This is a genomic window from Ruegeria sp. HKCCA4812, from assembly GCF_013034245.1.
GTDB lineage: Bacteria > Pseudomonadota > Alphaproteobacteria > Rhodobacterales > Rhodobacteraceae > Ruegeria.
Map to the genome: position 1 here is coordinate 220867 of NZ_WQFQ01000003.1, position 22008 is coordinate 242874.

22 protein-coding genes and 1 riboswitch are annotated in these 22008 nt (G+C 57.8%); of the genes, 2 read left to right on the plus strand and 20 right to left on the minus strand.

The window, feature by feature from the left end:
• The first annotated feature begins 9 nt into the window (after nucleotides 1–9).
• The gene (locus GOW04_RS11380) at nucleotides 10–384 is read left to right on the plus strand and encodes a DUF2237 family protein (RefSeq protein WP_171117420.1); all 375 of its coding nucleotides are present in this window, start codon (nucleotides 10–12) and stop codon (nucleotides 382–384) included.
• Between the two features lie 53 nt (nucleotides 385–437).
• Here the strand turns inward: GOW04_RS11380 and GOW04_RS11385 are convergent, their stop codons facing one another.
• From GOW04_RS11385 to GOW04_RS11430, 10 genes are all read right to left on the minus strand, one after another.
• Entirely contained in the window at nucleotides 438–2033 is a 1596-nt protein-coding gene (locus GOW04_RS11385) for an Ig-like domain-containing protein (protein WP_171232621.1), read from the minus strand.
• 705 nt (nucleotides 2034–2738) lie between these two features.
• Complete coding sequence (trpB, locus tag GOW04_RS11390; RefSeq protein ID WP_171232622.1) at nucleotides 2739–3986, minus strand: tryptophan synthase subunit beta; 1248 nt, start codon at nucleotides 3984–3986, stop codon at nucleotides 2739–2741.
• A gap of 68 nt (nucleotides 3987–4054) precedes the next feature.
• Nucleotides 4055–4390, minus strand: a complete 336-nt coding sequence (locus tag GOW04_RS11395; RefSeq protein ID WP_171232623.1) for a hypothetical protein — start codon at nucleotides 4388–4390, stop codon at nucleotides 4055–4057.
• Between the two features lie 47 nt (nucleotides 4391–4437).
• Nucleotides 4438–5079, minus strand: coding sequence for a phosphoribosylanthranilate isomerase (locus tag GOW04_RS11400; RefSeq protein ID WP_171232624.1), 642 nt, complete (start codon nucleotides 5077–5079; stop codon nucleotides 4438–4440).
• Nucleotides 5080–5090: 11 nt separating this feature from the next.
• A complete protein-coding gene (locus GOW04_RS11405) occupies nucleotides 5091–5441 on the minus strand; it encodes a lipopolysaccharide assembly protein LapA domain-containing protein (RefSeq protein WP_171205601.1) in 351 nt (116 codons plus the stop codon).
• Between the two features lie 7 nt (nucleotides 5442–5448).
• The gene (gene ihfB / locus GOW04_RS11410; protein ID WP_050603110.1) at nucleotides 5449–5733 is read right to left on the minus strand and encodes an integration host factor subunit beta; all 285 of its coding nucleotides are present in this window, start codon (nucleotides 5731–5733) and stop codon (nucleotides 5449–5451) included.
• Nucleotides 5734–6003: 270 nt separating this feature from the next.
• Nucleotides 6004–7680, minus strand: coding sequence for a 30S ribosomal protein S1 (gene rpsA / locus GOW04_RS11415; protein WP_068337749.1), 1677 nt, complete (start codon nucleotides 7678–7680; stop codon nucleotides 6004–6006).
• A 279-nt stretch (nucleotides 7681–7959) separates the two neighbouring features.
• On the minus strand, nucleotides 7960–8229 hold the full coding sequence (locus GOW04_RS11420; RefSeq protein WP_371814395.1) for a DUF6525 family protein: 270 nt from the start codon (nucleotides 8227–8229) through the stop codon (nucleotides 7960–7962).
• 128 nt (nucleotides 8230–8357) lie between these two features.
• Nucleotides 8358–10043, minus strand: coding sequence for a tryptophan halogenase family protein (locus tag GOW04_RS11425; RefSeq protein ID WP_171232626.1), 1686 nt, complete (start codon nucleotides 10041–10043; stop codon nucleotides 8358–8360).
• A gap of 206 nt (nucleotides 10044–10249) precedes the next feature.
• Nucleotides 10250–10786 (minus strand): hypothetical protein, encoded by a 537-nt coding sequence (locus GOW04_RS11430; RefSeq protein ID WP_171232627.1) that lies wholly within the window; start codon nucleotides 10784–10786, stop codon nucleotides 10250–10252.
• A 217-nt stretch (nucleotides 10787–11003) separates the two neighbouring features.
• On the opposite strand from GOW04_RS11430, the gene GOW04_RS11435 reads away from it, so the two are divergent.
• A complete protein-coding gene (locus tag GOW04_RS11435; RefSeq protein WP_152457172.1) occupies nucleotides 11004–11480 on the plus strand; it encodes a YHS domain-containing (seleno)protein in 477 nt (158 codons plus the stop codon).
• Nucleotides 11481–11501: 21 nt separating this feature from the next.
• On the opposite strand, the gene cmk is transcribed toward GOW04_RS11435, so the two are convergent.
• From cmk to miaB, 10 genes are all read right to left on the minus strand, one after another.
• Nucleotides 11502–12119: a (d)CMP kinase gene (gene cmk / locus GOW04_RS11440; protein WP_171232628.1), complete on the minus strand. Its 618-nt coding sequence runs from the start codon at nucleotides 12117–12119 to the stop codon at nucleotides 11502–11504.
• Nucleotides 12116–13462: a 3-phosphoshikimate 1-carboxyvinyltransferase gene (aroA, locus tag GOW04_RS11445; RefSeq protein ID WP_171205597.1), complete on the minus strand. Its 1347-nt coding sequence runs from the start codon at nucleotides 13460–13462 to the stop codon at nucleotides 12116–12118. Before aroA ends, cmk begins: the two co-directional genes overlap by 4 nt.
• A 68-nt stretch (nucleotides 13463–13530) precedes the next feature.
• The gene (gene trmB, locus GOW04_RS11450) at nucleotides 13531–14241 is read right to left on the minus strand and encodes a tRNA (guanosine(46)-N7)-methyltransferase TrmB (RefSeq protein ID WP_171117401.1); all 711 of its coding nucleotides are present in this window, start codon (nucleotides 14239–14241) and stop codon (nucleotides 13531–13533) included.
• A gap of 97 nt (nucleotides 14242–14338) precedes the next feature.
• Nucleotides 14339–15520 (minus strand): methionine adenosyltransferase, encoded by a 1182-nt coding sequence (gene metK, locus GOW04_RS11455; RefSeq protein ID WP_171229546.1) that lies wholly within the window; start codon nucleotides 15518–15520, stop codon nucleotides 14339–14341.
• A gap of 5 nt (nucleotides 15521–15525) precedes the next feature.
• A riboswitch (SAM-SAH riboswitch) is annotated at nucleotides 15526–15575 on the minus strand.
• A gap of 41 nt (nucleotides 15576–15616) precedes the next feature.
• Entirely contained in the window at nucleotides 15617–17092 is a 1476-nt protein-coding gene (gene lnt / locus GOW04_RS11460; RefSeq protein ID WP_254430127.1) for an apolipoprotein N-acyltransferase, read from the minus strand.
• A 26-nt stretch (nucleotides 17093–17118) separates the two neighbouring features.
• Nucleotides 17119–18006, minus strand: a complete 888-nt coding sequence (locus GOW04_RS11465; protein WP_171232630.1) for a hemolysin family protein — start codon at nucleotides 18004–18006, stop codon at nucleotides 17119–17121.
• Nucleotides 18007–18042: 36 nt separating this feature from the next.
• A complete protein-coding gene (gene ybeY, locus GOW04_RS11470; protein WP_171117393.1) occupies nucleotides 18043–18537 on the minus strand; it encodes an rRNA maturation RNase YbeY in 495 nt (164 codons plus the stop codon).
• Between the two features lie 36 nt (nucleotides 18538–18573).
• Nucleotides 18574–19596, minus strand: coding sequence for a PhoH family protein (locus GOW04_RS11475; RefSeq protein WP_171232631.1), 1023 nt, complete (start codon nucleotides 19594–19596; stop codon nucleotides 18574–18576).
• Between the two features lie 136 nt (nucleotides 19597–19732).
• Nucleotides 19733–20497, minus strand: a complete 765-nt coding sequence (locus GOW04_RS11480; RefSeq protein ID WP_371814396.1) for an outer membrane protein — start codon at nucleotides 20495–20497, stop codon at nucleotides 19733–19735.
• Between the two features lie 172 nt (nucleotides 20498–20669).
• Nucleotides 20670–21989 carry a tRNA (N6-isopentenyl adenosine(37)-C2)-methylthiotransferase MiaB gene (gene miaB, locus GOW04_RS11485; protein ID WP_171232632.1) on the minus strand — a complete coding sequence of 440 codons (1320 nt, stop codon included), beginning with the start codon at nucleotides 21987–21989 and terminating at the stop codon, nucleotides 20670–20672.
• Nucleotides 21990–22008: the final 19 nt, after the last annotated feature.

The following is a 22008-nucleotide window of genomic DNA, read 5'->3' on the forward strand; positions in this document are numbered from 1 at the left end:
GGTGTGTTCATGCAGAAACAAGACAGTATCAATGTACTCGGCGGCGTTCTGGCGCCCTGCTCACGCGATCCTCTGACCGGGTTCTTTCGGGATGGTGCGTGCAATACCTGCCCCGAGGATCAGGGCAGCCATACCGTTTGTGCCGTGATGACGGCCGAGTTTCTGGCATTCTCGAAATACGTCGGCAATGATCTGAGCACGGCTCGGCCCGAATTCGATTTCCCGGGTCTCAAGCCCGGTGACAGCTGGTGTCTGTGTGCCGGCCGGTTCCTACAGGCCCATGACGAAGGATGCGCCCCAAAGGTCCACTTGGAGGCGACCCATCAACGCGCGCTCGAGATTGTGCCGCTTGATATCTTGCTTCAGAACAAGGCGAATGCCTGACAGCCATTGCGCCTGGGGCGAGACCTGATCCGCGATCCAGTTTCGCCCCAATGTCAGAATGCCATTTGCCAGATCAGGCTGATGCTGTAGTTTTCGAAACCGCTTTCACCAATGCCATCGTAGAACACGTTTGCTGCAAGCAAGCTGTTGTTTTCCAACCGATAGTCGAGGCCCAGATCCGCACGGGCACGAGCGGTGTCGCCAATCGGTGTCACGCCCGGGGCGGTGCCGGTACCCGAAGTCGTGCTCCAAATCCCAGAAAGCCCGCCCGTCAGCATCATCTCTCCTCGTGACACTTGCAACGGGTGGCTGAAATCCACACCCAACCGTGCCGTCGTCAAACTGAAATCCTGCTGTGGAATCAGATTGCCCAGGCTGTCGGTATAAGCTTTCTGATCGTCACTGGCATAGCTTACGTCCAGCAATGGCATCAATGTCAGGGCGCCACGCTTTATCTCACCGGTTACGCGCGACTGGACCAGCCAACGGTCACTGTCGAAACTGTCCTCGTAGGTGCCAAACGGAGAGATGTTGTTGTCGGCCTGACCATAAAGAACGCGCCCTTCAAGAAACACCGAATGATTGGGCAATTTTGCCACCACATAAGGACCAACCAGCCAGCCCGTACCGTCCACGCTGGCCGGGCCGTTTTCCGTTTCGGCATAGTCGAATTGAAGCATGGCACCGATCAACAGGTTCGAATTGATCTGGCGATGAGCCCCGACAACTGCCAGTGCATAGGAGTTGTCAAAATCATCCTGCGAACTCCAGTTGCCGGTCACACTGAACCAGACGGGGCGCGCCGGATCACTGGCGAAATTCAGATACCCCGAGCCCTGCGTGACCGAAGCGTCCAGAACACCCGACCCCGAACGTTGCAGAAACTGGGTCAGTTTCGGCTGGTTCGTCACAAGGCTGTTGGCCCGGGCGTTCTGGAACGCCTGAATCTGACGTTGAGCATTTGTCACGGCCTGAAGCGTGCTGACCCTGTTTGACTCAAGGTTCAGATTCCCAGCCGCGTCCGAGAACACCCCTGCCGGAATAAAAAGCTCGATGGTGCCGTTGTTCTGGGGCGTCAAAGTGGCGACATAGCTGGTGCCGGACCCGGTCAGAGTAGCCGTTGCATTGGTGACAGACAGGTCGCCCACGGTGAAATCGGTGCTTGGTTCGCTCAGGGTAATGGTTGCTTGAAACGTTCCGCTGCCGGTCGGCATCAAGGCCCCGATCGTTGCAGTTGGCTGTGTCGTATCCACCAGAACGCGCGTGTTGACGATTTGAGTGTTCGTTACACCGGACAACGCGATCTCATAGCGATAAAGCGGCCCTCCGACGGTTTCGCGCGCGGTAAACGTAATCCCCATATACCCGTCTGCCGCATATGTGGAATCCGCGCCATCCTGACTGAGAATGGTTGCGCCGATATAGCCAAGGGAAGCAAGGCCGGCGGGCGTGATCGCACTCTGGTTCAAAATGCCGTTGTTGAAATAGAAACTGCCGCCGGGAACCTGCCCCGCCCCCCCCAGAGAAACAAAGGCCGTGCCGGTAAATGGGATATTGTTGAAAAAGATGCTTCCCCCGTTCGGCGTCGGAACCGAGGTTATGATGAAGCCGCCACCAAGAGCCGCACCCTCTTTCGCGCTTCCGATCATGAGTGCTGAAATCAGAAAACATAGGCACAACAGCCTCGAAATAACGGACCTAACCATTTTACCTCCTACAACACCGCGAGAGCGCTAAACACCAGGGCGCCCGGGCAAAGACACAGTGCCCCGAACCACGTCATCCATTGTCTCATCCATTGCAGAGACGTCCCCTGAACCGGCCGCAACTACGCCAGTTACCCAATAGTTAATTCAATTTGGAGACACTGTATAGAATTGGAAACAACTCAACTTTGGCGTGCGGGCCACATGGCCATGCACAAACCGCAAGGTAAAGGCGAAAAATCCCCGGAAAACACTTCGGACCTCGGTGTTTTCAGGGTGTCTTCTAGGCGAAAGGTCACAACAAGCCGAGACTTTGCAAGTCATATGCTCAAGATATGCCGGATACAGACCCTCGGCTTTGACGGGATATTCGCAACAATCTCGGGCAGGGGTCGCAACTGGCAGTTGTTGGGAAACAAATGCAGGCACAATGATCGAGGTTTCACAGCAGCCGGCGATTCTTCGGGCTTCTGTGTTGTCCTTACATGCGCATTGGCGGCGGCCCTTTTTGCAGGGCAACCTGATTTCGGCGGACATGTCACATGTAGGACTATCCCGCCTGTCCTGCCTTGGAAGTATTGCTTTCAGGTCTGCTTGAGCCATCGACCCCAAGACAGAGCAACCGGGACATGCCGCCCCGGTTCACACTCAGTCCGCCGTACGGCCTTCGGTGTCTGACATATCGAAGTTCAGATATTTGGCCACGGTCTGAACGTCCTTGTCTCCACGACCGCACATGTTCATGCAGATCAGGTGATCCTTGGGCAATTCCGGTGCGATCTTCATCACATGGGCCAAAGCGTGGCTTGGTTCCAGCGCCGGGATGATCCCCTCGGTTGCGCAGCACAGCTGGAACGCCTCGAGCGCTTCCTTGTCGGTGATCGAGACGTAATTCGCGCGTCCAATTTCGTGCAGCCAGGAATGCTCGGGCCCGATGCCCGGATAGTCCAGCCCGGCCGAGATCGAATAGCCTTCAAGAATCTGGCCATCGTCATCCTGCAACAGATAGGTCCGGTTGCCGTGCAACACGCCCGGCCGACCGCCGGTCAGCGAGGCGCAATGCTCCATTTTCTCGTTCACACCTTTTCCGCCCGCCTCGACGCCAATGATGTTGACGTCCTTGTCGTCGAGGAAGGGATAGAACAGACCCATCGCGTTCGAACCGCCGCCGATTGCCGCGATGATCGTATCCGGCAAACGGCCTTCAGCCTTCATCATCTGCTCTTTCGCTTCCTTGCCGATGATCGACTGGAAATCGCGGACCATTGCCGGATAGGGGTGCGGTCCAGCCACGGTGCCGATGCAGTAGAACGTGTCGCGCACATTAGTCACCCAGTCACGCAGCGCGTCATTCATCGCATCCTTGAGCGTCCCACGACCCGAGGTCACAGGGATCACCTCGGCCCCCAGAAGGCGCATGCGGAATACGTTCGGGGCCTGACGCTGCACGTCGTGCGCCCCCATATAGACAATGCATTTCAAGCCAAACTTGGCACATACGGTGGCGGTGGCCACGCCGTGCTGCCCTGCCCCGGTTTCAGCAATGATCCGGGTCTTGCCCATACGCCGCGCCAGAATGATCTGACCCAGCACGTTGTTGATCTTGTGCGCGCCGGTGTGGTTCAGCTCGTCACGCTTCAGATAGATCTTGGCACCCCCCAGATGCTCGGTCAGGCGTTCCGCAAAGTACAGCGGCGAAGGACGACCCACATAGTTTGTCCACAGGTCATCCATTTCGGCCCAGAAAGTCGGATCATCTTTGGCCTTGTTGTATTCCTCTTCCAGCGACAGGATCAGCGGCATCAGAGTTTCACTGACAAAACGCCCGCCGAAGATGCCGAAACGTCCCTGTTCGTCAGGGCCGGACATGAAGGAATTGAAAAGATCGTTGGCCATGGGTGTCTCCCTCGTCGTATCTGTTGTTCATAGGTGGTGGCAGCGGGATTTGCCATGGGCAAAACGCATCATTCCACAACCTGCGTGTTTTGACGCCAGACCTGAATCGCCTGTTCCGGCGAGGGCACACCAATGCACGGAAAATGATGAAACCTGTTCACATCCGCCAACCGACCGGCCGCCAACACGGCACGCCTGTGGGGGCCGGATTGGGAAAATGTCAGCATTGCTTCGATGTCTTGCCAGACACTGAATGAAAAATAGATGCCATCCTGCCTGAACAAGTCAGCGTGCAGGCACAATGGGTCGCCTTGCGCCTGCCGACAGGCCTGTCCCGCGCGCCAGAAAAACTCCGGCGCATGGTACCAATGTTTCAAGGAAACGCCCCCGATTGCTGCGAGCATGCTCAACCCCTCTGTTTCGAGGGATACGCAGCAAGATCTTTATCAGATCACCTGAGAGCCGATGCAAAGTCGCGGATCAGGGCCGCATCTTTCACGCCCGGCGCGCTTTCGACACCGGATGACACATCCACCTGCCGGGCACCTGTCATCCGGACAGCTTCGGCAACGTTCAGGGGTGTCAGGCCTCCGGCCAGCATCCAGGGTCGCCGCCAGTATTTCCGTCCGGCCAACAGCCGCCAGTCAAAGGCCAACCCGTTGCCGCCCGGCAATTCAGCCTCTCTGGGCGGTTTCGCATCGATCAGCAGTTGATCGGCCACCTCCGAGTAAAGATCGATGGCCGCCAGATCCTCGGCCTCGGCCACTCCTATGGCTTTCATCACCGGCAAACCAAATCGCTCGCGAATTCCGGAAACCCGTTCGGGCAATTCCTTGCCATGCAGTTGAAGCATATCAAGCGGTACAGTCGAAACGATGCCGTCCAATTCTTCGTCAGTGGCATTCACCACCAAAGCCACCTTGGCAACGCCAACCGGGACCAGATGCGCCAGTTCTGCGGCCCGCGAAACATCCAGATTGCGTGGCGATTTCGGAAAGAAAACGAACCCAACATAGCCTGCCCCGGCGTCTGCCGCAGCGCGCACGTGATCCGGTGCGGTCAGACCGCAGATTTTGAACCGAACATCAGGCATATCGGTCAGGCTCAGCTCGCCTCATCGAGAATGGCAAGCACGTCGTCCTTGCCTTCGTTTTGCTTTTTCTTGAGTTTCTTGACTTCGCGCTCAAGCTTGCGCACTTCGGTTTTCTTCACGGTCGCGTCGCGGCGGTGCTTGTGTTCCCGCAGCCATTCCCACAGGAAACCAATAACCAATCCTGCTGCAACACCCCCTAAAACCACCATAAACAGCGGCAGTGACGCGCTGAGGTTAAAACCCAGAAGCTCGGCCAGAGCATCCGGCATCAGTTTCAGTTCAACGGACTGAACATTGGCAAGAGACACGGAAATCAGGATGATCCCGAGAGCCGCCAGAAAAGCATATCGAAGGTAACGCATCATGGTGTCAGGCTTTACCGTTCAATCGATCCCTGAGCAACTTGCCAGTTTTGAAAAACGGTACACATTTTTCTTCGACCTGCACTGTCTCGCCCGTGCGCGGGTTGCGCCCAACACGCGCGTCGCGTTTTTTCACGGAAAAGGCACCAAAGCCCCGCAGTTCGACACGGTCACCGCGCGCCATGGCGTCTGTGACTTCTTCGAATACGGTGTTCACGATCCGCTCGACATCACGCTGATAGAGATGCGGGTTTTCGTCAGCGATTTTCTGAATCAATTCTGAACGGATCATGCGTGATACCCTCCCAGGCAGCCGGTGTGACAGGTCTACTGTTTTGACAGTATAGGAAAAAACCCGGAAGGGGGGAACGGATACTCTGAGTTTTGAGGCTTTATTTTGCCACATTCTCGCGCGAAATTTTATCTGTCAGGCCAATTTCCACACTTAATGCGCGATCAATCCCCATATTAACCCTGCGGTTCGGAACATATTGATTCGCAACAAAAACGGCCCCGCACTGTCGTGCGGAGCCGAAATTCATGCTTGGGATACTACCTTGGCTCAGTCGCCGGATTTCAACGCCGCACCCAGGATATCGCCCAGCGATGCGCCCGAATCGGAAGAACCGTACTGTTCCACGGCCTCTTTCTCTTCGGCGATCTCGCGCGCCTTGATCGACAGGCCCAGACGACGGGTCTTGCTGTCGACGTTGGTGACGCGGACGTCGACCTTGTCACCGACCGAGAAACGCTCGGGGCGCTGTTCGGCACGATCACGCGACAGATCCGAACGACGGATGAACGACTTCATGCCTTCGTATTCGACCTCGATGCCGCCATCTTCGATCGCGGTGACTTCGACGGTGATCACCGAGCCACGCTTCACGCCGCCCACGGCTTCGGCGAACTTGTCACCGCCCAGGGCTTTGATCGACAGCGAGATACGCTCTTTTTCGACGTCAACTTCCGAGACAACCGCCTGAACGACATCGCCCTTGCGGTAGTTCTGGATCGCATCCTCGCCACGCTCGTCCCAAGACAGGTCGGACAGGTGAACCATACCGTCGATGTCGCCTTCGAGGCCAATGAACAGACCGAATTCGGTGATGTTCTTGACTTCGCCTTCCACCTCGGTGCCCTCGGGGTGGGTTTCTGCAAACACTTCCCACGGGTTGCGCTGAGTCTGCTTCAGGCCCAGAGACACGCGACGCTTGGCGCCGTCGATTTCCAGAACCATGACGTCGACTTCCTGGCTGGTCGAAACGATCTTGCCGGGGTGGACGTTTTTCTTGGTCCAGGACATCTCGGACACGTGCACCAGACCTTCGACACCGGCTTCCAGCTCGACGAACGCGCCGTAGTCGGTGATGTTGGTAACGCGACCCTGATGGACCGAGCCCAGCGGGTACTTGGCAGCAACCAGATCCCACGGATCTTCCTGCAGCTGCTTCATGCCCAGGCTGATGCGGTGGGTCTCTTTGTTGATCTTGATGACCTGAACCTTGATGGTTTCGCCGATCGTCAGGATCTCGGATGGGTGGTTCACACGGCGCCATGCCATGTCGGTGACGTGCAGCAGGCCGTCAACGCCGCCCAGGTCAACGAATGCACCGTACTCAGTGATGTTCTTGACAACACCCTCGACGGTCTGACCTTCGGACAGGTTGCCGATGACTTCGGCGCGCTGTTCGGCACGCGATTCTTCCAGGATGGCGCGGCGCGAAACAACGATGTTGCCACGGCGGCGGTCCATTTTCAGGATCTGGAACGGCTGCTTCAGACCCATCAGCGGGCCGGCGTCGCGCACGGGGCGAACGTCAACCTGCGAGCCGGGCAGGAACGCAACTGCGCCACCCAGATCGACGGTGAAACCACCTTTGACGCGACCAAAGATTGCACCTTCGACGCGCTGGTCGTCGGCATATGCTTTTTCCAGACGGTCCCATGCCTCTTCACGGCGGGCCATCTCGCGCGAGATGACGGCTTCGCCACGGGCGTTTTCTGCGGCACGCAGGTAAACTTCGACCTCGTCACCAACAGCGATTTCAGGGGCTTCGCCGGGATTTGCGAATTCTTTCAGATCAACGCGGCCTTCCATTTTGTAGCCTACGTCGATGATGGCTTGGCCGGCTTCGATCGCCAGAACCTTGCCTTTGACAACAGACCCCTCTTCGGGTGTGTCCATTTCGAAGCTTTCATTCAGGAGGGCTTCGAATTCCTCCATGGATGCGTTAGCCATGTGGCGTTGTTTTCCTTTACAATACGTTTTTGCTGGCCGAGCGGTTGTCTCCGCCGGTCTTGTTTCATGATGTCTTCAGGCGTGATCCGGTGCGCCCCTGAGCAAACAAACACAAAGGGCCGAGGTAACTCGGCCCTGCTCAGAAACGTCATCCGGACGTTGACCGCCCTTGTATCGACAGCGCGCGTATAGGCGGATTCCCCGGTATGTGCAAGGGCAAAGCCCATATTTTCAAGGTTTGGCGGCTCTGTACCCAGGCGCGTTGCCGGTTTTGAAGGTTCAAACCCCGGCATCGCGCCGCAGCATGGCCTGCTCAATTGCGTCCAGTCGCATCAACGCTGCGGATGGGTTGCGCGCACCTCCGGCCCGGTTCCAGATTTTTTGCGCAGAAACGGGGCTCCACGGCAAGCTTGCCGAGGCCAACCACAGGCGAAGCCCTGACGGCAGAGAGTCGTAGACCTGCATAGGCGCCGCCTGTCGTCTCCGACGTTTGAGGGTGCTCCGCAAGTTCCGACCCCTTGTTTGCCCTTGTTTCTTCTGTTGTAGCAATACGGTCGCCTTTCGCTAAGTATATGTGATTACATTACATATTGATAAAACAGTTGGAAGTAAAAAAGACGGGGAAATTGCGCCCCGCCTTTCCTGCAAACATTCCCTGCGCGACGGGCAGGAAGCAGTCAGAACAGTTGCAGATCCTTTTTGCCGCTTTGGATTTCAGCAAAGTTCGGCATGTTCTCGATGACAACAGGGGCTGGCGCCGTGCCCGGCATCGCCACTGTAGGCTTCATTGCCGCCGCCATTCCAAAGGCAGGTTGATCAAGTTCCCCCCGGATATCGCGCAACAGTGTTTTGTGATCCGGCATGGATTTAACGATCTTCGCCAGATCCATTTTCGCGTTCTTCATACCCTGGAACCAAATCGGTTTCTTCAACGGTCGAAGACGATCACGGATGCCTGAACCATAGCCCGTATCATAAACCTGTTTGCCCAAAAGAACGGTCTGATAAACGCGGCTGTCAAACAAAGTGGCGAACTCGATATCGTGGTCCATCGGCAGGCGATACTGCCACAAGTCAAGATTTTCGGCCAACCGATCCGGTATCTTCATCTCGGTGCGCGCATCGATCCAGTATTGGTCATCGGTACGGTTGCCCAACCGATAGTGCAAACAGATGAATTCCAGAACCTCATTATAGAGCTTGTCCATCTGTCGATTGTATCTGTCCCTCAGCGAAGGCTCGATGTCTCGCGTGGGCAAATGCTCGGCGAACCAGCGTATCGCATGGTCAATCATATGGATCGCCGTGCTTTCCAGCGGTTCAATGAACCCGCCGGACAGGCCTATGGCCACGCAATTCTTGACCCAGGCATTGCGCACGCGACCGACGCGCATCGGGATCACGCGCGGTGTCAAACCTTTGCCGCTGTCACCCAGCCACTCAAGGTATTCGTCCGCTGCCTGATCATCCGTGCGGTGTGCCGACGAATAGACATATCCTGTGCCCACACGGTTAAAAAGCGGCACGCGCCACGTCCAACCTGCACCCAAGGCAGTGGATCTGGTGGCGCTTTCGATCTTGTCAGGATCCGGATGCTCGATCTGCAACGCCATGGCCCGATCATTGGGCAGGTAGTCAGAGTAATCCAAAAATGGCTCGCCAAGTGCCTTGTTGATGATCAGCCCACGGAACCCGGTGCAATCCACGACCATCTCAATGTCATGGCGGCCTTTTGCCTCGAGCATGAGATGACTGACATTGCCCTGTTCATCCAGTTCAACCGTTTGCACCTCATCCCGGATATGCTCCACTCCGCGCTTCGTGCAGACCTTGGTCAGCATGCCTGCAAACTTTACGGCATCCAGATGATAGGCATAACCAAACCGTTGTTCGAATTCCGGCTGCCCCAACTGACGCGCGCCCTTACACAAACGGGCCAGATCATCATGCGGCGATATGGACTGCGTGAAATCCCTGTCGCCATTGCCGAAGCGCAGGAAATACTCGGCGGCCTCCAGCCCCTCAAGCATCTGGCCGTGCGCAAAGGGGTTCATGTAGTCGATGCGATTGCCCTTGGCGTCATTGTTCCAATTGCAGAACTTCACACCCAGCTTGAAGGACGCGTTGGTCTCGCGGAAGAAACTCCGCTCTGAAATACCCGCCTGACGCAGCGTGACAGGCATCCGCGGAACCGTGGCTTCACCCACCCCCACGGTCGAGATGTTCGGGCTTTCGATCAGGCAGATTTGCGGTCGATCCTTGGGCGCTGACGTGCGGGAAAACACCATGTCCAGGATCAGCGCGGTCATCCATCCAGCCGTACCGCCACCCACGATGGTGATTTTGTTCAAACGATTGTTCATGTAGTTTTGTCCCTGTTGGCTTGGGAATTTTTTGCTGCGCCCCTGCTTTTTTGCGGGTTGTGTCGCAGCTTTCCCTTTTCGCTGGGAAGAAACTATAACAGCTTTCCTGAATCCATCTAGGGTCTATGACGCACCGGCCTGAAGGCCCGTCCGTGCAACGTCGGCCAATCAGCTGGCGTCACGCCAGTCCCATATTCACGATGCAGTCAGATCTCTTCGCCTTTCTTCAGCAGTTCCTCAATCAACTCACGTTGCAGATCGGTGCTGTCGCCGCCTCCGAACTCTGCCGCGCCGCCGGAATACAGGGTGCCATATGTCCTGGCGATGTTCACAGTCTGGGCCAGCCCCGAGATCAGCTGGTCTTTTTCCAAAAGGGACAATGGGTGGATAAACGCAGCCCACAAGGTGCCATTGGCAATCGCATAACGGGCATCCAGCGTGCTGTCGAAATTGGCCTGCATCATTCGGATCAAGTCTTCCTCCGACAGCGCATCGGCGCTGCGGATCGGGACCATGGCCCGCATCCGATCCGCATTGGTGTCGGTGATGACCAAGACCTCCACCCCTGCAATCGTCAATTGAAACCCGGGGCCGCTCGGCTCTGCTTCGGGGTCAAGCGCGAAAAGAATGTTGCCCAGCCGTTCATACGTCATCGGCGGCTCGGCTTCGGGTGGGTTTTGCACGGGCTCTTGCGCGGCAAGGCTTCGGGCAATGAAAACAAGGATGAGGGCTAATCGGATCATGATGGCACTCCTGCGGGCATTCTTTCAGCATAGGTACGCAAAACCACACTGACCAAACAAAGCTTGGTGAACGCACCTTCTGGACATTCAGATACTTGTACGATCTGCAATATCTGATGGCCTATCTGCGATTACACGTCCAGCTTTCATCCCCTAACTATGTTTCACCGGTCGACGATCCGATCGACCCGAACCCAGAACCAAGAGGAAACGTGTAATGAAAACTATCGTCTTCACCGCCCTGGCAGCCGCCATCGCCCTGTCCACTCCGGCATTTGCCGCGGACGAAATCAACGTGTCGAACGGCATCTCGGCCGCAGGTGCCCCGCTTGCCGCACATGGGGTCGATCTGGTTGCTTTGGTCAATGATGGTAATCCGGTCGAAGGCTTCGCCACCCACTCGGCGACCTATGATGGCGCATCCTATTACTTCACCACAGCCGCCAACCTCGAGGCGTTCGAAGCAAACCCGGAGGCCTACCTGCCGCAGCATGGTGGGTTCTGTTCATTCGGCGTATCGGTCGGCAAGAAGTTCGACGGAGACCCGGATCAGTACCTGGTCGCAGATGGAAAACTGTACCTGTTCCTGAACGCCGAAACCCGCGCGGCCTTCCTGAAGGACGTTCCCGCCACCGCAAAAACAGCGGACGAACAGTGGGCAAACATCAAGAGCATCGCCGTAGGCGAGCTTTAAACTCCGCCCCTGCCTGCGACGTCAGCGCGTCGCGGGCAGTTTTACGCTTATGATTTCAAGCGCTTTGGCCAATGCAGCCTCGATACTGAGGTCTGTCGTGTCCAGTTGCACTGCATCCTCAGCTGGCTTCATCGGCGCAGCGCTGCGCTCTGCGTCGCGGGCATCCCGCTCTTTGACATCTGCCAGAACCTGTTCGCGCGTCACGTCAGCACCTTTTGCACTAAGCTCCAGAAACCGGCGTTCGGCTCGCACCTCCGGACTGGCCGTTACAAACAGCTTCACCTCGGCATTGGGACAAATCACCGTCCCGATGTCGCGCCCGTCCAAAACGGCTCCGCCCGACCTTCGGGCAAAGGCGCGCTGAAAATCCACCAAGGCGGCGCGAACCTCGGGGATCACCGCCACTTTGGATGCGGCCTTCGCGATTTCAGCCGTGCGCAGATCACCCTGCTCAAGCTCTTCGGCGGTCAGGGCCTGCGCTGCTTCAAGCGCGCCAAACCCTTCAAGAGTACGCCGCCCAACGGCGCGATACAGCAAGCCGGTGTCCAGATGCGCGAACCCGAAATGCGCCGCAACGGCCTTGGAGATCGTGCCCTTGCCCGCAGCCGCAGGTCCGTCAATGGCGACAGTGAAGCTCACCTGCGCTCTACCTTTGCACCAAGCAACGCCATCAACGGTTCAAAAATCGGGAAGGATGTCGCGATCGGACTACCATCATCCACGCTTACCGGGTTCTGCGCGCCCATGCCCATCACCATGAAGGACATGGCAATGCGGTGATCCAGGAAGCTTTCGCACGTCCCGCCGCCCGGAACCTTGCCGATACCCAACCCTTCGACCGACCACCAGTCGTCACCCTCGTTGACCGTGACGCCGTTGGCGCGCAGACCGCGTGCCATGGCATCGATGCGGTCGCTTTCCTTCACCCGGAGTTCCTTCACTCCGCCCATCATCGTGGTGCCCGTGGCGTTTGCGGCAACCACGGACAAAACGGGGTATTCGTCGATCATCGAGGCCGCGCGTTCAGGCGGTACGTCAATACCCTTCATGTCTGGCGAGTATTTCGCGCGCAGATCGGCAACCGGCTCGCCGCCCTCTTCGCGCTCGTTTTCATAGGTCAGGTCGGCGCCCATCTCGCGCAGCGTCGTGAACAGGCCCGCGCGCGTGGGGTTCAGGCCGATACCCGGCACCAGAACGTCCGAACCGGGCGTGATCAGCGCCGCGCAAACCGGGAAGGCCGCGCTGGACGGGTCGCGTGGAACGGCGATGACTTGCGGCTTCAATTCCGGGCGCCCCGTCAAAGTGATGACCCGGCCTTCAACAGTGTCTTCCACGGTAATTTCGGCACCGAAACCGGACAACATCCGCTCGGAATGATCGCGCGTCGCCTCTTTCTCGATAACCACGGTTTTACCGGGGGCATTCAGCCCCGCCAGCAGAACGGCGGATTTCACCTGGGCCGAGGGCACCGGAACTTCGTACCGGACCGGAGTCGGGTCCGACGCACCGACGATCGTCATGGGCAAACGCCCCCCCGAGCGGCCCACGGCCTGCGCCCCAAACAGCGCAAGCGGATCCGTTACCCGCGCCATGGGGCGCTTGTTCAGGCTGGCATCACCAGTAAAGGTTGCCGTAATCGGCGAGGTCGCCATGGCACCCATGATCAGCCGGACTCCGGTGCCGGAATTGCCGCAGTCAATCACCTGATCCGGTTCGGCAAACCCGCCGACGCCCACGCCATGCACCGTCCATTCGCCGCCGCCATGATCTGTGACTTCGGCCCCGAAGGCCCGCATTGCCTTTGCGGTGTCCAAGACGTCCTCACCTTCGAGCAACCCCGAGATCCTGGTCTCGCCCACAGCCATCGCGCCAAGGATCAACGACCGGTGCGAAATCGACTTGTCGCCCGGCACCTCTGCCGTGCCGGTCAGCGGGCCGCAGGGATGCGAAGTCATCGGGATGGGCGTTCCGTGTCCGGACATGGGGGCTCCTTTTGCGCTATCAGTGCTCAAGCCGATTAGCGAATTGGCACCGGTTGGTCCAGCGGCAATCAGTCATTGCGGCGGAAGGTCAGGTAGTGGGGCGTGCGACCTTCACGCAAGGCTTTCTGCTCGTAGCGTGTGGAAATCCAGTCGTCCCACGGCTCGCGCCAATCTGCGGGGCGCTCGGCCAGCCACTCGAACCCGGCGCGGGGGACTTCCTCGAGAGTCTGCCGCACATAGTCGGGGATGTCCGTGGCGACCCGGAAGATCGATCCGGGCTTCAAGACCTTTGCCAACGGTTCAAGATGTTCCGGTGTCACGAAACGGCGACGATGATGCCGGGTTTTGGGCCACGGGTCAGGATACAGAAGGAAGGCGCGCGATATGCTGGCCTCTGGCAGAACGTCGAACAGGTCTCGGGCATCGCCGGGATGCACGGCAAGGTTATCAACCCCCGCCTGCCGAATTTTGCCCAGCAGCATGGCAACGCCGTTGATATAGGGCTCGGCCCCGATGATGCCGATGTCGGGGTTGCTTTGCGCCTGATGAACCAGATGCTCGCCGCCGCCAAAGCCGACTTCCAGCCAGACCGGCTTGCCGCCGAACAACTTGTTCAGGTCCAACGGCCTGCGTTCGGGGTTTGTATCCCAATCCACCGCACCGGGCGACAAAGCCGCCAGATCTTCGTTCAGATAGGTCTTTTGGCTGGGCTTCAGGGTCTTGCCCTTGAAGCGGCCATAGAAGTTTCTGCGCGGGCGTTGTGGGGTCTCGGTGCTCATGGCGGTCGCCATACTGCGCGCCAGAGAACGTTGCAAGGGCGCGCGGTACGCACAAGGAAAAAGCGCGCCCTGGAAGGCGCGCTTTGTGTTGTTCAGATCAGACTGCGGATTTCAACGCATCGACCAGATCGGTGCGCTCCCAGCTGAAACCCCCATCATCGCTCGGCTGGCGACCAAAGTGGCCGTAAGCAGCTGTGCGCTGATAGATCGGTTTGTTCAGTTGCAGATGCTGGCGAATGCCGCGCGGTGTCAGATCCATGACCTCACCCACAGCTTTTTCGATAACCGCATCCGCCAATTGGCCGGTTCCGTGCGTGTCGGCATAGATCGACAGCGGCTTGGACACGCCAATCGCGTAGCTCAGCTGAATCGTGCAGCGTTCGGCCATGCCGGCCGCCACGACGTTTTTGGCCAGATAGCGTGCTGCGTATGCTGCCGAGCGGTCAACCTTGGTCGGGTCTTTGCCCGAGAACGCGCCGCCGCCATGAGGGGCCGCACCGCCATAGGTATCCACGATGATCTTGCGCCCGGTCAGGCCCGCGTCACCATCCGGTCCGCCGATAACGAACTTTCCGGTCGGGTTGACGTGCCATTCGGTTTCGGCCGACAGCCAGCCGTCAGGCAGGGTTTCGCGGATATAAGGCTCGACGATGGCGCGGATATCATCCGAAGACAACGCTTCATCCAGATGCTGCGTAGACAGAACGATCGAGCTGACGCCGACCGGCTTGCCGTCGCGATAAACGACTGACAGCTGCGACTTTGCGTCGGGGCCCAAAGCAGGTTCGGTACCATTCTTGCGTACTTCCGCCAGTCGCCGCAGGATAGCGTGCGAATACTGGATCGGTGCGGGCATCAGCGCCGGAGTTTCAGTCGTGGCATAACCGAACATGATGCCCTGGTCGCCGGCACCCTCGTCCTTGTCATCCGCAGCATCAACGCCCTGAGCGATATGGGCGGATTGTTCGTGCAGCAGATTGGTTACTTCGACGGTTTCGTGGTGAAACTTGTCCTGCTCGTAACCGATGTCTTTGACACAGTCGCGGGCGATCTGTTCGATGCGTCCCATGTAATCGTGCAGCTTGTCTTGATCAGACAGACCTACTTCGCCACCGATCACAACCCGGTTGGTCGTGGCGAAGGTTTCGCAGGCCACACGGGCTTCTGGTTCTTCATTGAGAAATGCATCAAGGACAGCATCCGAGATGCGGTCACAGACCTTGTCGGGATGCCCTTCGGAAACGGATTCCGAAGTAAATGTATAGTTCTGTCGGGACATAAATGCGCTCCATTAGGGGTTTCTCCGCCACGCCAGGAAGCCGTTGTGACAGGTCACAGACGCATACGCTCGCTTAAAGATGGGGTCAATCTCTAATTATTTGGTCAGGCGACGGATGTTGAACCACGCCAATGCAGTAAGAAACAATAGCAGTCCAAGAACAGGGCTGTCCCCGATGCGGGAATAAACTGTTGGCTGATGTGGCTGCGGCAGGATCGCATCCACATATCCCGCCTTGCCCAGCGCCAATGCGGCCGTGACCTGACCCAATGGGTCAATCATGGCCGATATGCCGGTATTGGCCGAACGGATCATCGGCAGACCCTGTTCAATTGCCCTCATCCGGGCCTGTGCCAGATGCTGAAACGGTCCCGAACGCGTTCCGAACCACGCGTCATTGGTGATCTGCAACAGAAAGTCCGCCCGACCCGCCGCCCCGTTCACATCCTGCGGGAACACGGCTTCGTAACAGATCAGAGGCAGCGCCTTTCCCAATTTGCCAAGGCCTAAGAGCTCGGGCCCCGGCCCTGCGCTGAATCCATGCCCCGTTGTGGCCGCCATCCCATAAATCCCAAAACGGCCCATCAACTCGCCAAAAGGCACATATTCTCCAAACGGGGCCAGATGGTGTTTGTCATACAGACCGCCCTGCTGCCCGGCTTCATCCAGATAGACCATCGAGTTGAAAATCCTCGGGCCGTCTCCGCGCTGGATCCCCAAAACCACGGGCGTCCCCTGAGCGGCATCCGCAATGGCCGTCAAATACGATTGCGCGCTGCCCAGCCAGGCTGGAACTGCGGTCTCGGGCCAGACGATCAGGTCCGGTCTGGGCAAAGCGGCGGAATATTCAATCTGACGGGCAAAGAACAAGGGCGCATATGCCGGGTCCCACTTTTGGTGCTGCGGCGCGTTGGGCTGAACAACACGAACTGTGTGCGGGCCTTCCTGCACTATTGGCCGCATCGACGCATAGCCAACTGCCAGCGCCGCCGCCGCAGATGTAAATCCCAGTGGACGGAGCAGTGCCCGCAAGCGTCTTTCCTGAATCAGTGCCGCCCCTATCGGAAACGCCACGGCAAATGTCAGCGCATTCAGGCCATACGGCCCTACCAGAGACAGCAATTGCGCCACGGGCGTATTCACCCAGATTTGCGCCACTCCGCCCCAGGGGAACCCGGTCAGCACGTATCCCCGTGCCAGTTCAGCCAGCGACAGCGTCGCGATCAGCAAAACGCTTTGCTGCATGGCGGTCGCGCCAACATGCCGCGCCAGTCGAAACGCAACCGCCCAGAACAAGGCGAGCCCGCCGGCCATAAACACCAGCGCAAACGGTGCCATCCAGGCGTGGCGCTCTGCATCCACCTGGAAGGGCTCGATGATCCAGCTGAGCGCATGGGCAAAATAGCCGGTGGCGAAGAACCAGCCGATCCACCCCGCGCGAGCACGAGTTTCACTGGCGAGGAACACCGGAACGATCAAAACCAGTGCAACAACAGTAGCGCCCCAATACCCATGCGGTGCCTGACCAAAAGCGCCGAAGGCGCCCAGTGCGGCGGCGGCAAACAATCTCAACGATAACGGCCAGCCCCTGACAGGCGTCATGCAGAGACGTCCGGCAGCATGACGCGCAACCGTTTGATGCGTCGCGGGTCGGCTTCAATCACTTCGAATTCCGGCCCTTCCGGATGGATCACGACCTCACCCCGTGCCGGAACACGCCCGGACAGCATGAACACCAGCCCCCCCAGCGTGTCGATGTCTTCTTCATCCACATCCTCGTGGCTGGTCAAGGATCTGCCGATCTCGGCTTCGAAGTCCTCAAGCGGCACACGTGCCTGCACAACGTAACAGCCCGGCTTTTCCTGCACCCAAAGCTGATCTTCGTCTGCATCGTGTTCGTCCGCGATCTCACCCACGACCTGCTCGATCAAGTCTTCGATCGTCAGCAGCCCGTCGACGCCGCCATACTCATCAATCACCAACGCCATATGGCGACGTTCGGTCTGCATCTTGGTCAGCAGGACACCGATCGGCATTGAAGGCGGCACAAACAAAAGCGTGCGCAACATGGATTTCAGGTCAAACTTGTCGGCACCGCCATTGAAACCATGGGTCAGTGCGAAATCCTTGAGGTGAACGAAGCCCAACGGCGTATCCAGCGTTCCTTCATAGACCGGGATTCTGGACAACCCACTGTCCCGGAACACGTCAGCCAGTTCATCCTTGGTGATGGTAGAAGGAACCGCGATGATCTCGGCCGTTGGAATGGCCACGTCTTCGACGCGCATCCGGCGCAGGTTCATCATCCCGTGAGGCCGAGCGGCCGCTGCGCTCTGCCCATTCATCCCCGGGTTTTGCTGAGTCTCATGACCCGAAAACGCGTCGAAAATGCGGGAAATAAACCCGCTTTTCTCTTCTGTATCATTGCCGCTGTCCTGAGGTTGCGCGCTTTGCGCCGCCCTAGAACTGCCGTCTGTTTCGCCCATTACCTTGTTCCAACTGATCGGGTCACATGACCCACCTTATACCTTATATGGGTCATCGATACCCAATTTGCCAAGTATCTCGACCTCAATCCCTTCCATCAAAGCGGCATCGGGGTCACGAATGTGATCATATCCCAGCAAATGCAACGTTCCGTGAACAAGCAAATGGATGACGTGATCATCAATGTCCTTGCCCGCCTCATCCGCCTCACGCGCGCAGGTGTCGAAGGAGATCGCAATATCGCCCAAAGGAATTTCACCGGTGAAATCCGGCTTTGGCGGATGCGGCGCTTGCCCGGATTCGTCCGGGGCCAAGTCTTCTGCCGGCCAGCTCAGAACATTGGTGGCGGCTGGTTTGCCGCGAAACTCGGCGTTCAGCTCCGAAATGCGCGCATCATCGCATCCCAGAACGCTGATCTCGCAAAGCTCAGGGTCCAGTTCCGCATGGGACAGGACGGCGGATATCGCTTGCCGCGACAAAGCTTCAAGCCCTTGCCACCGGTCGTCTTCGACAGTGAGTTCCAGATTCATCTTATCGCACAACAGCCCTGTGAATGAGCCTTGCAATCAACTGGTTTCGCGGCCCGCATCCGCCTCATACGCTTCGATGATCGCGGCCACAAGCGGGTGGCGAACCACGTCCTTGGACGTGAAATAGTTGAAACTGATGTTGGGGATCGTTTTCAACAGTCTTTCGGCATCCTGCAAACCCGACTGAACGCCGCGTGGCAAATCCACCTGAGACCTGTCGCCGGTGATTACCATACGGCTGCCTTCGCCCAGACGAGTCAGGAACATCTTCATCTGCATGGTCGTGGCGTTCTGTGCCTCGTCCAGCACCACAAAAGCATTGGCCAACGTGCGTCCACGCATGAACGCCAGCGGCGCTATTTCGATTCGCTTTTCCTCGATCAGCTTGGCCAGCTGCTTGCCGGGCAGAAAATCGTTCAGCGCGTCGTACAGCGGCTGCATGTAGGGGTCGACCTTGTCCTTCATGTCACCGGGCAGATAGCCCAGTTTTTCACCCGCCTCGACCGCCGGACGGCTGAGGATGATTCGATCCACATGCCCGCCAATGAACATCGACACGCCCACCGCGACAGCCAGATAGGTTTTCCCCGTGCCAGCAGGCCCAATGCCAAATGCAAGCTCATTTTGAAACAGTGACTGCACATAAGCTTTCTGGGCGTCCGTGCGCGGTTCCACCAGTTTCTTGCGGGTTTTGATCTCGACTGAACCGCCCTTGAACATTTCCAACTGATCGCCGTCGCGGCTGCCGGTCCCCTGTTCCGAACTACCCATCCGCAGTTCTCGGTCCACGTCCGCGGCCTCAACCTCGCGCCCTCCTTCCAATCGCGTATAAAGCGATTGCAGCACCTCAATCGCCTGCTTCTGGGCGTCTTCATCGCCCATCACGACAAGCTGATTGCCGCGGCGCACGATCTGGACGGAAAGCTTGCTTTCGATGTCGGTCAGATTGCGGTCGTATTCGCCGCACAGGTCAATCAACAATCGGTTGTCGGGAAACTCTAAAAACGCCTCGCGTTGGGGCATTTCGTCTTGCGGTGGGGTCAGGGCACCGATGGCCAATCCGTTCTCCTGTCTTGGCAGTTCTCCCCGAGCGTAGACAACAAATCTTGGTGGGCGCAAGCCACAGTTTCAAAAATAAGCCCACGGATGACAAAAGCGCCGATCATACAAAAGAAAAAAGCCTGTCAGACGCGCATCAGAACGTATAGTTCAGCCCGAATCTCAAGCCGCCGTATTTCGGTGTGGACTTCGTGGAAAAGCCCGAACCGAATTGAACGTCTTCGGATTTGAACTGAACGTATTCGTATTCGCCGGTGACCGACCAATTGTCTGTCAGCTTGTGTTCGGCACCGATGCTTGCGGTATATCCGCCCCGCCGATCCGACAACGCAAAATTCTGTGTCGAAGTCCCCGTTGCGATATTGTTGGTTGTCTCAACATCCCCCCACAAGTAACCGACACTGAAAAAGTACAGAACCCGACCGTTTCGACTTGTCAGGCCGCTTCGGTACCTGAGGGACAAAACGTCAGAAACCTCTGTCCCACCCTGAACATCGGCACCAGAGATCTGGGTTCTGACACTATCGTCCAAGGATCCGAAATCATAACTGACTTCAAAACCATAAACGAAATCACGCCCCCACCTTGAAGGCAGAACACCACGCCAGCCACCACGAAAGCCACCGTATGCGCCGGATACGTTCAGGTCGCCAATATCAAACAGCCCGGCGGGCGTTCTCAGACCAAATCGATCGTCCCAGCCAGATGCGTAGCCGCCAGCAATCCCCAGGTAAAATGCACTGACGTCACTGCTGAACTTCTTGGGGCTGATAACGACAGGATCGGTTGTCGTGCCCTTCAGGTCTCCGGCAATCGTCGCGCTGGCAAAAAAAGTGACAACCGAGGCCAAAGGCAAGGTTTTCACTAGGCTCAGGGTCCTGAAGCTGTTCAAGATTGGCACTCGTACCTCCATCACTCCGATCTCGGGATCGGCGAATAATCGTTTTTTTGACGCAAAAACGGCGCCTGAAAAAACATGGCTCCTCTCCGAGCATAGTTCCAAGCAATAAATCAAGGGTAAATTTTCGAAACAAACACCAACTATGGTGTCTGAACGGCGGAATCTTACCGACTCAGAGCAGCTCACCCGCCAAAGAATTGGCGCCCGAGTCGGTGATCCGGACCTCTTTCAGATCACCAACGGCAATCCCGGTGCCCTTCACGTGCACCGAATGCAGATACTCGGATTTTCCGACCATCTGGCCCGGCAGGCGGCCCGGTTTTTCAAACAAAACGCGGACTGTACGACCGACCATACCGTCCTGAATTTCCCTTTGGTGTCTTGTGATAAGGGCCTGAAGGCGCTGCAATCGATCATCCGCCGCAGCCGGATCAACCTGAGCCCGTTCGGCCGCCGGTGTTCCCGGGCGTGTGGAATACTTGAAGGAATAGGCGTAGCCGTATTTGACCTCTTCAACCAAATCCATCGTTGCCTGAAAATCCTCTTCGGTTTCTTCGGGGAAGCCGACGATGAAATCCCCTGACATCACGATATCCGGGCGCGCCGCACGAATGCGTTCGATCAGGCGCAGATAGCTTTCTGCCGTGTGGCTGCGATTCATTCGCTTGAGGATACGGTCCGAGCCCGACTGAACCGGCAGGTGCAGATACGGCATCAGTTTCTCACAGCTGCCATGTGCCTCGATCAGGTCGTCGGCCATGTCATTGGGGTGCGACGTGGTGAAACGAATACGTTCCAGCCCGTCAACCTTGTTCAGTTCCCAGATCAGCCCTGCCAGGGTCATGTCTCCGTCGGGGCCGGCCCCGTGATAGGCGTTCACGTTCTGGCCCAACAGCGTGATCTCGCGCACGCCGCGTTCAACCAGATCATGGGCTTCGCGGATGATGCGATCCGCGGGGCGGCTGACTTCGGCCCCACGCGTATAAGGCACCACGCAGAAGGCGCAGAACTTGTCGCACCCTTCCTGAACGGTCAGAAACGCCGTCGGGCCGCGTTTGGCCTTGGGACGGTTTTTCAGTTTTTCGAACTTGTCTTCCTCGGGGAAATCGGTGTCCAGCGCCTTTTCGCCCGCACGGGTCTTGGCCTCCATCTCGGGCAGACGGTGATAGCTTTGCGGACCGACGACCAGATCGACCAGCGGCTGGCGGCGCATGATTTCTTCACCTTCGGCCTGCGCAACACAGCCTGCCACACCGATCTTCAGGTCAGGCTTTTCGGCCTTCAGACCCTTGAAGCGACCGAGTTCCGAATACACTTTCTCAGCCGCTTTTTCGCGGATGTGACAAGTGTTCAGCAGAATCATGTCGGCATCGTCAGGCGTTTTGGTTTCGACATAGCCCTGCCCGCCCAGCGCCTCGGACATGCGTTCACTGTCATAGACGTTCATCTGACAGCCATAAGTCTTGATAAACAGCTTCTTCGGTTCGGACATGGGACGGGCCTTTGCATTC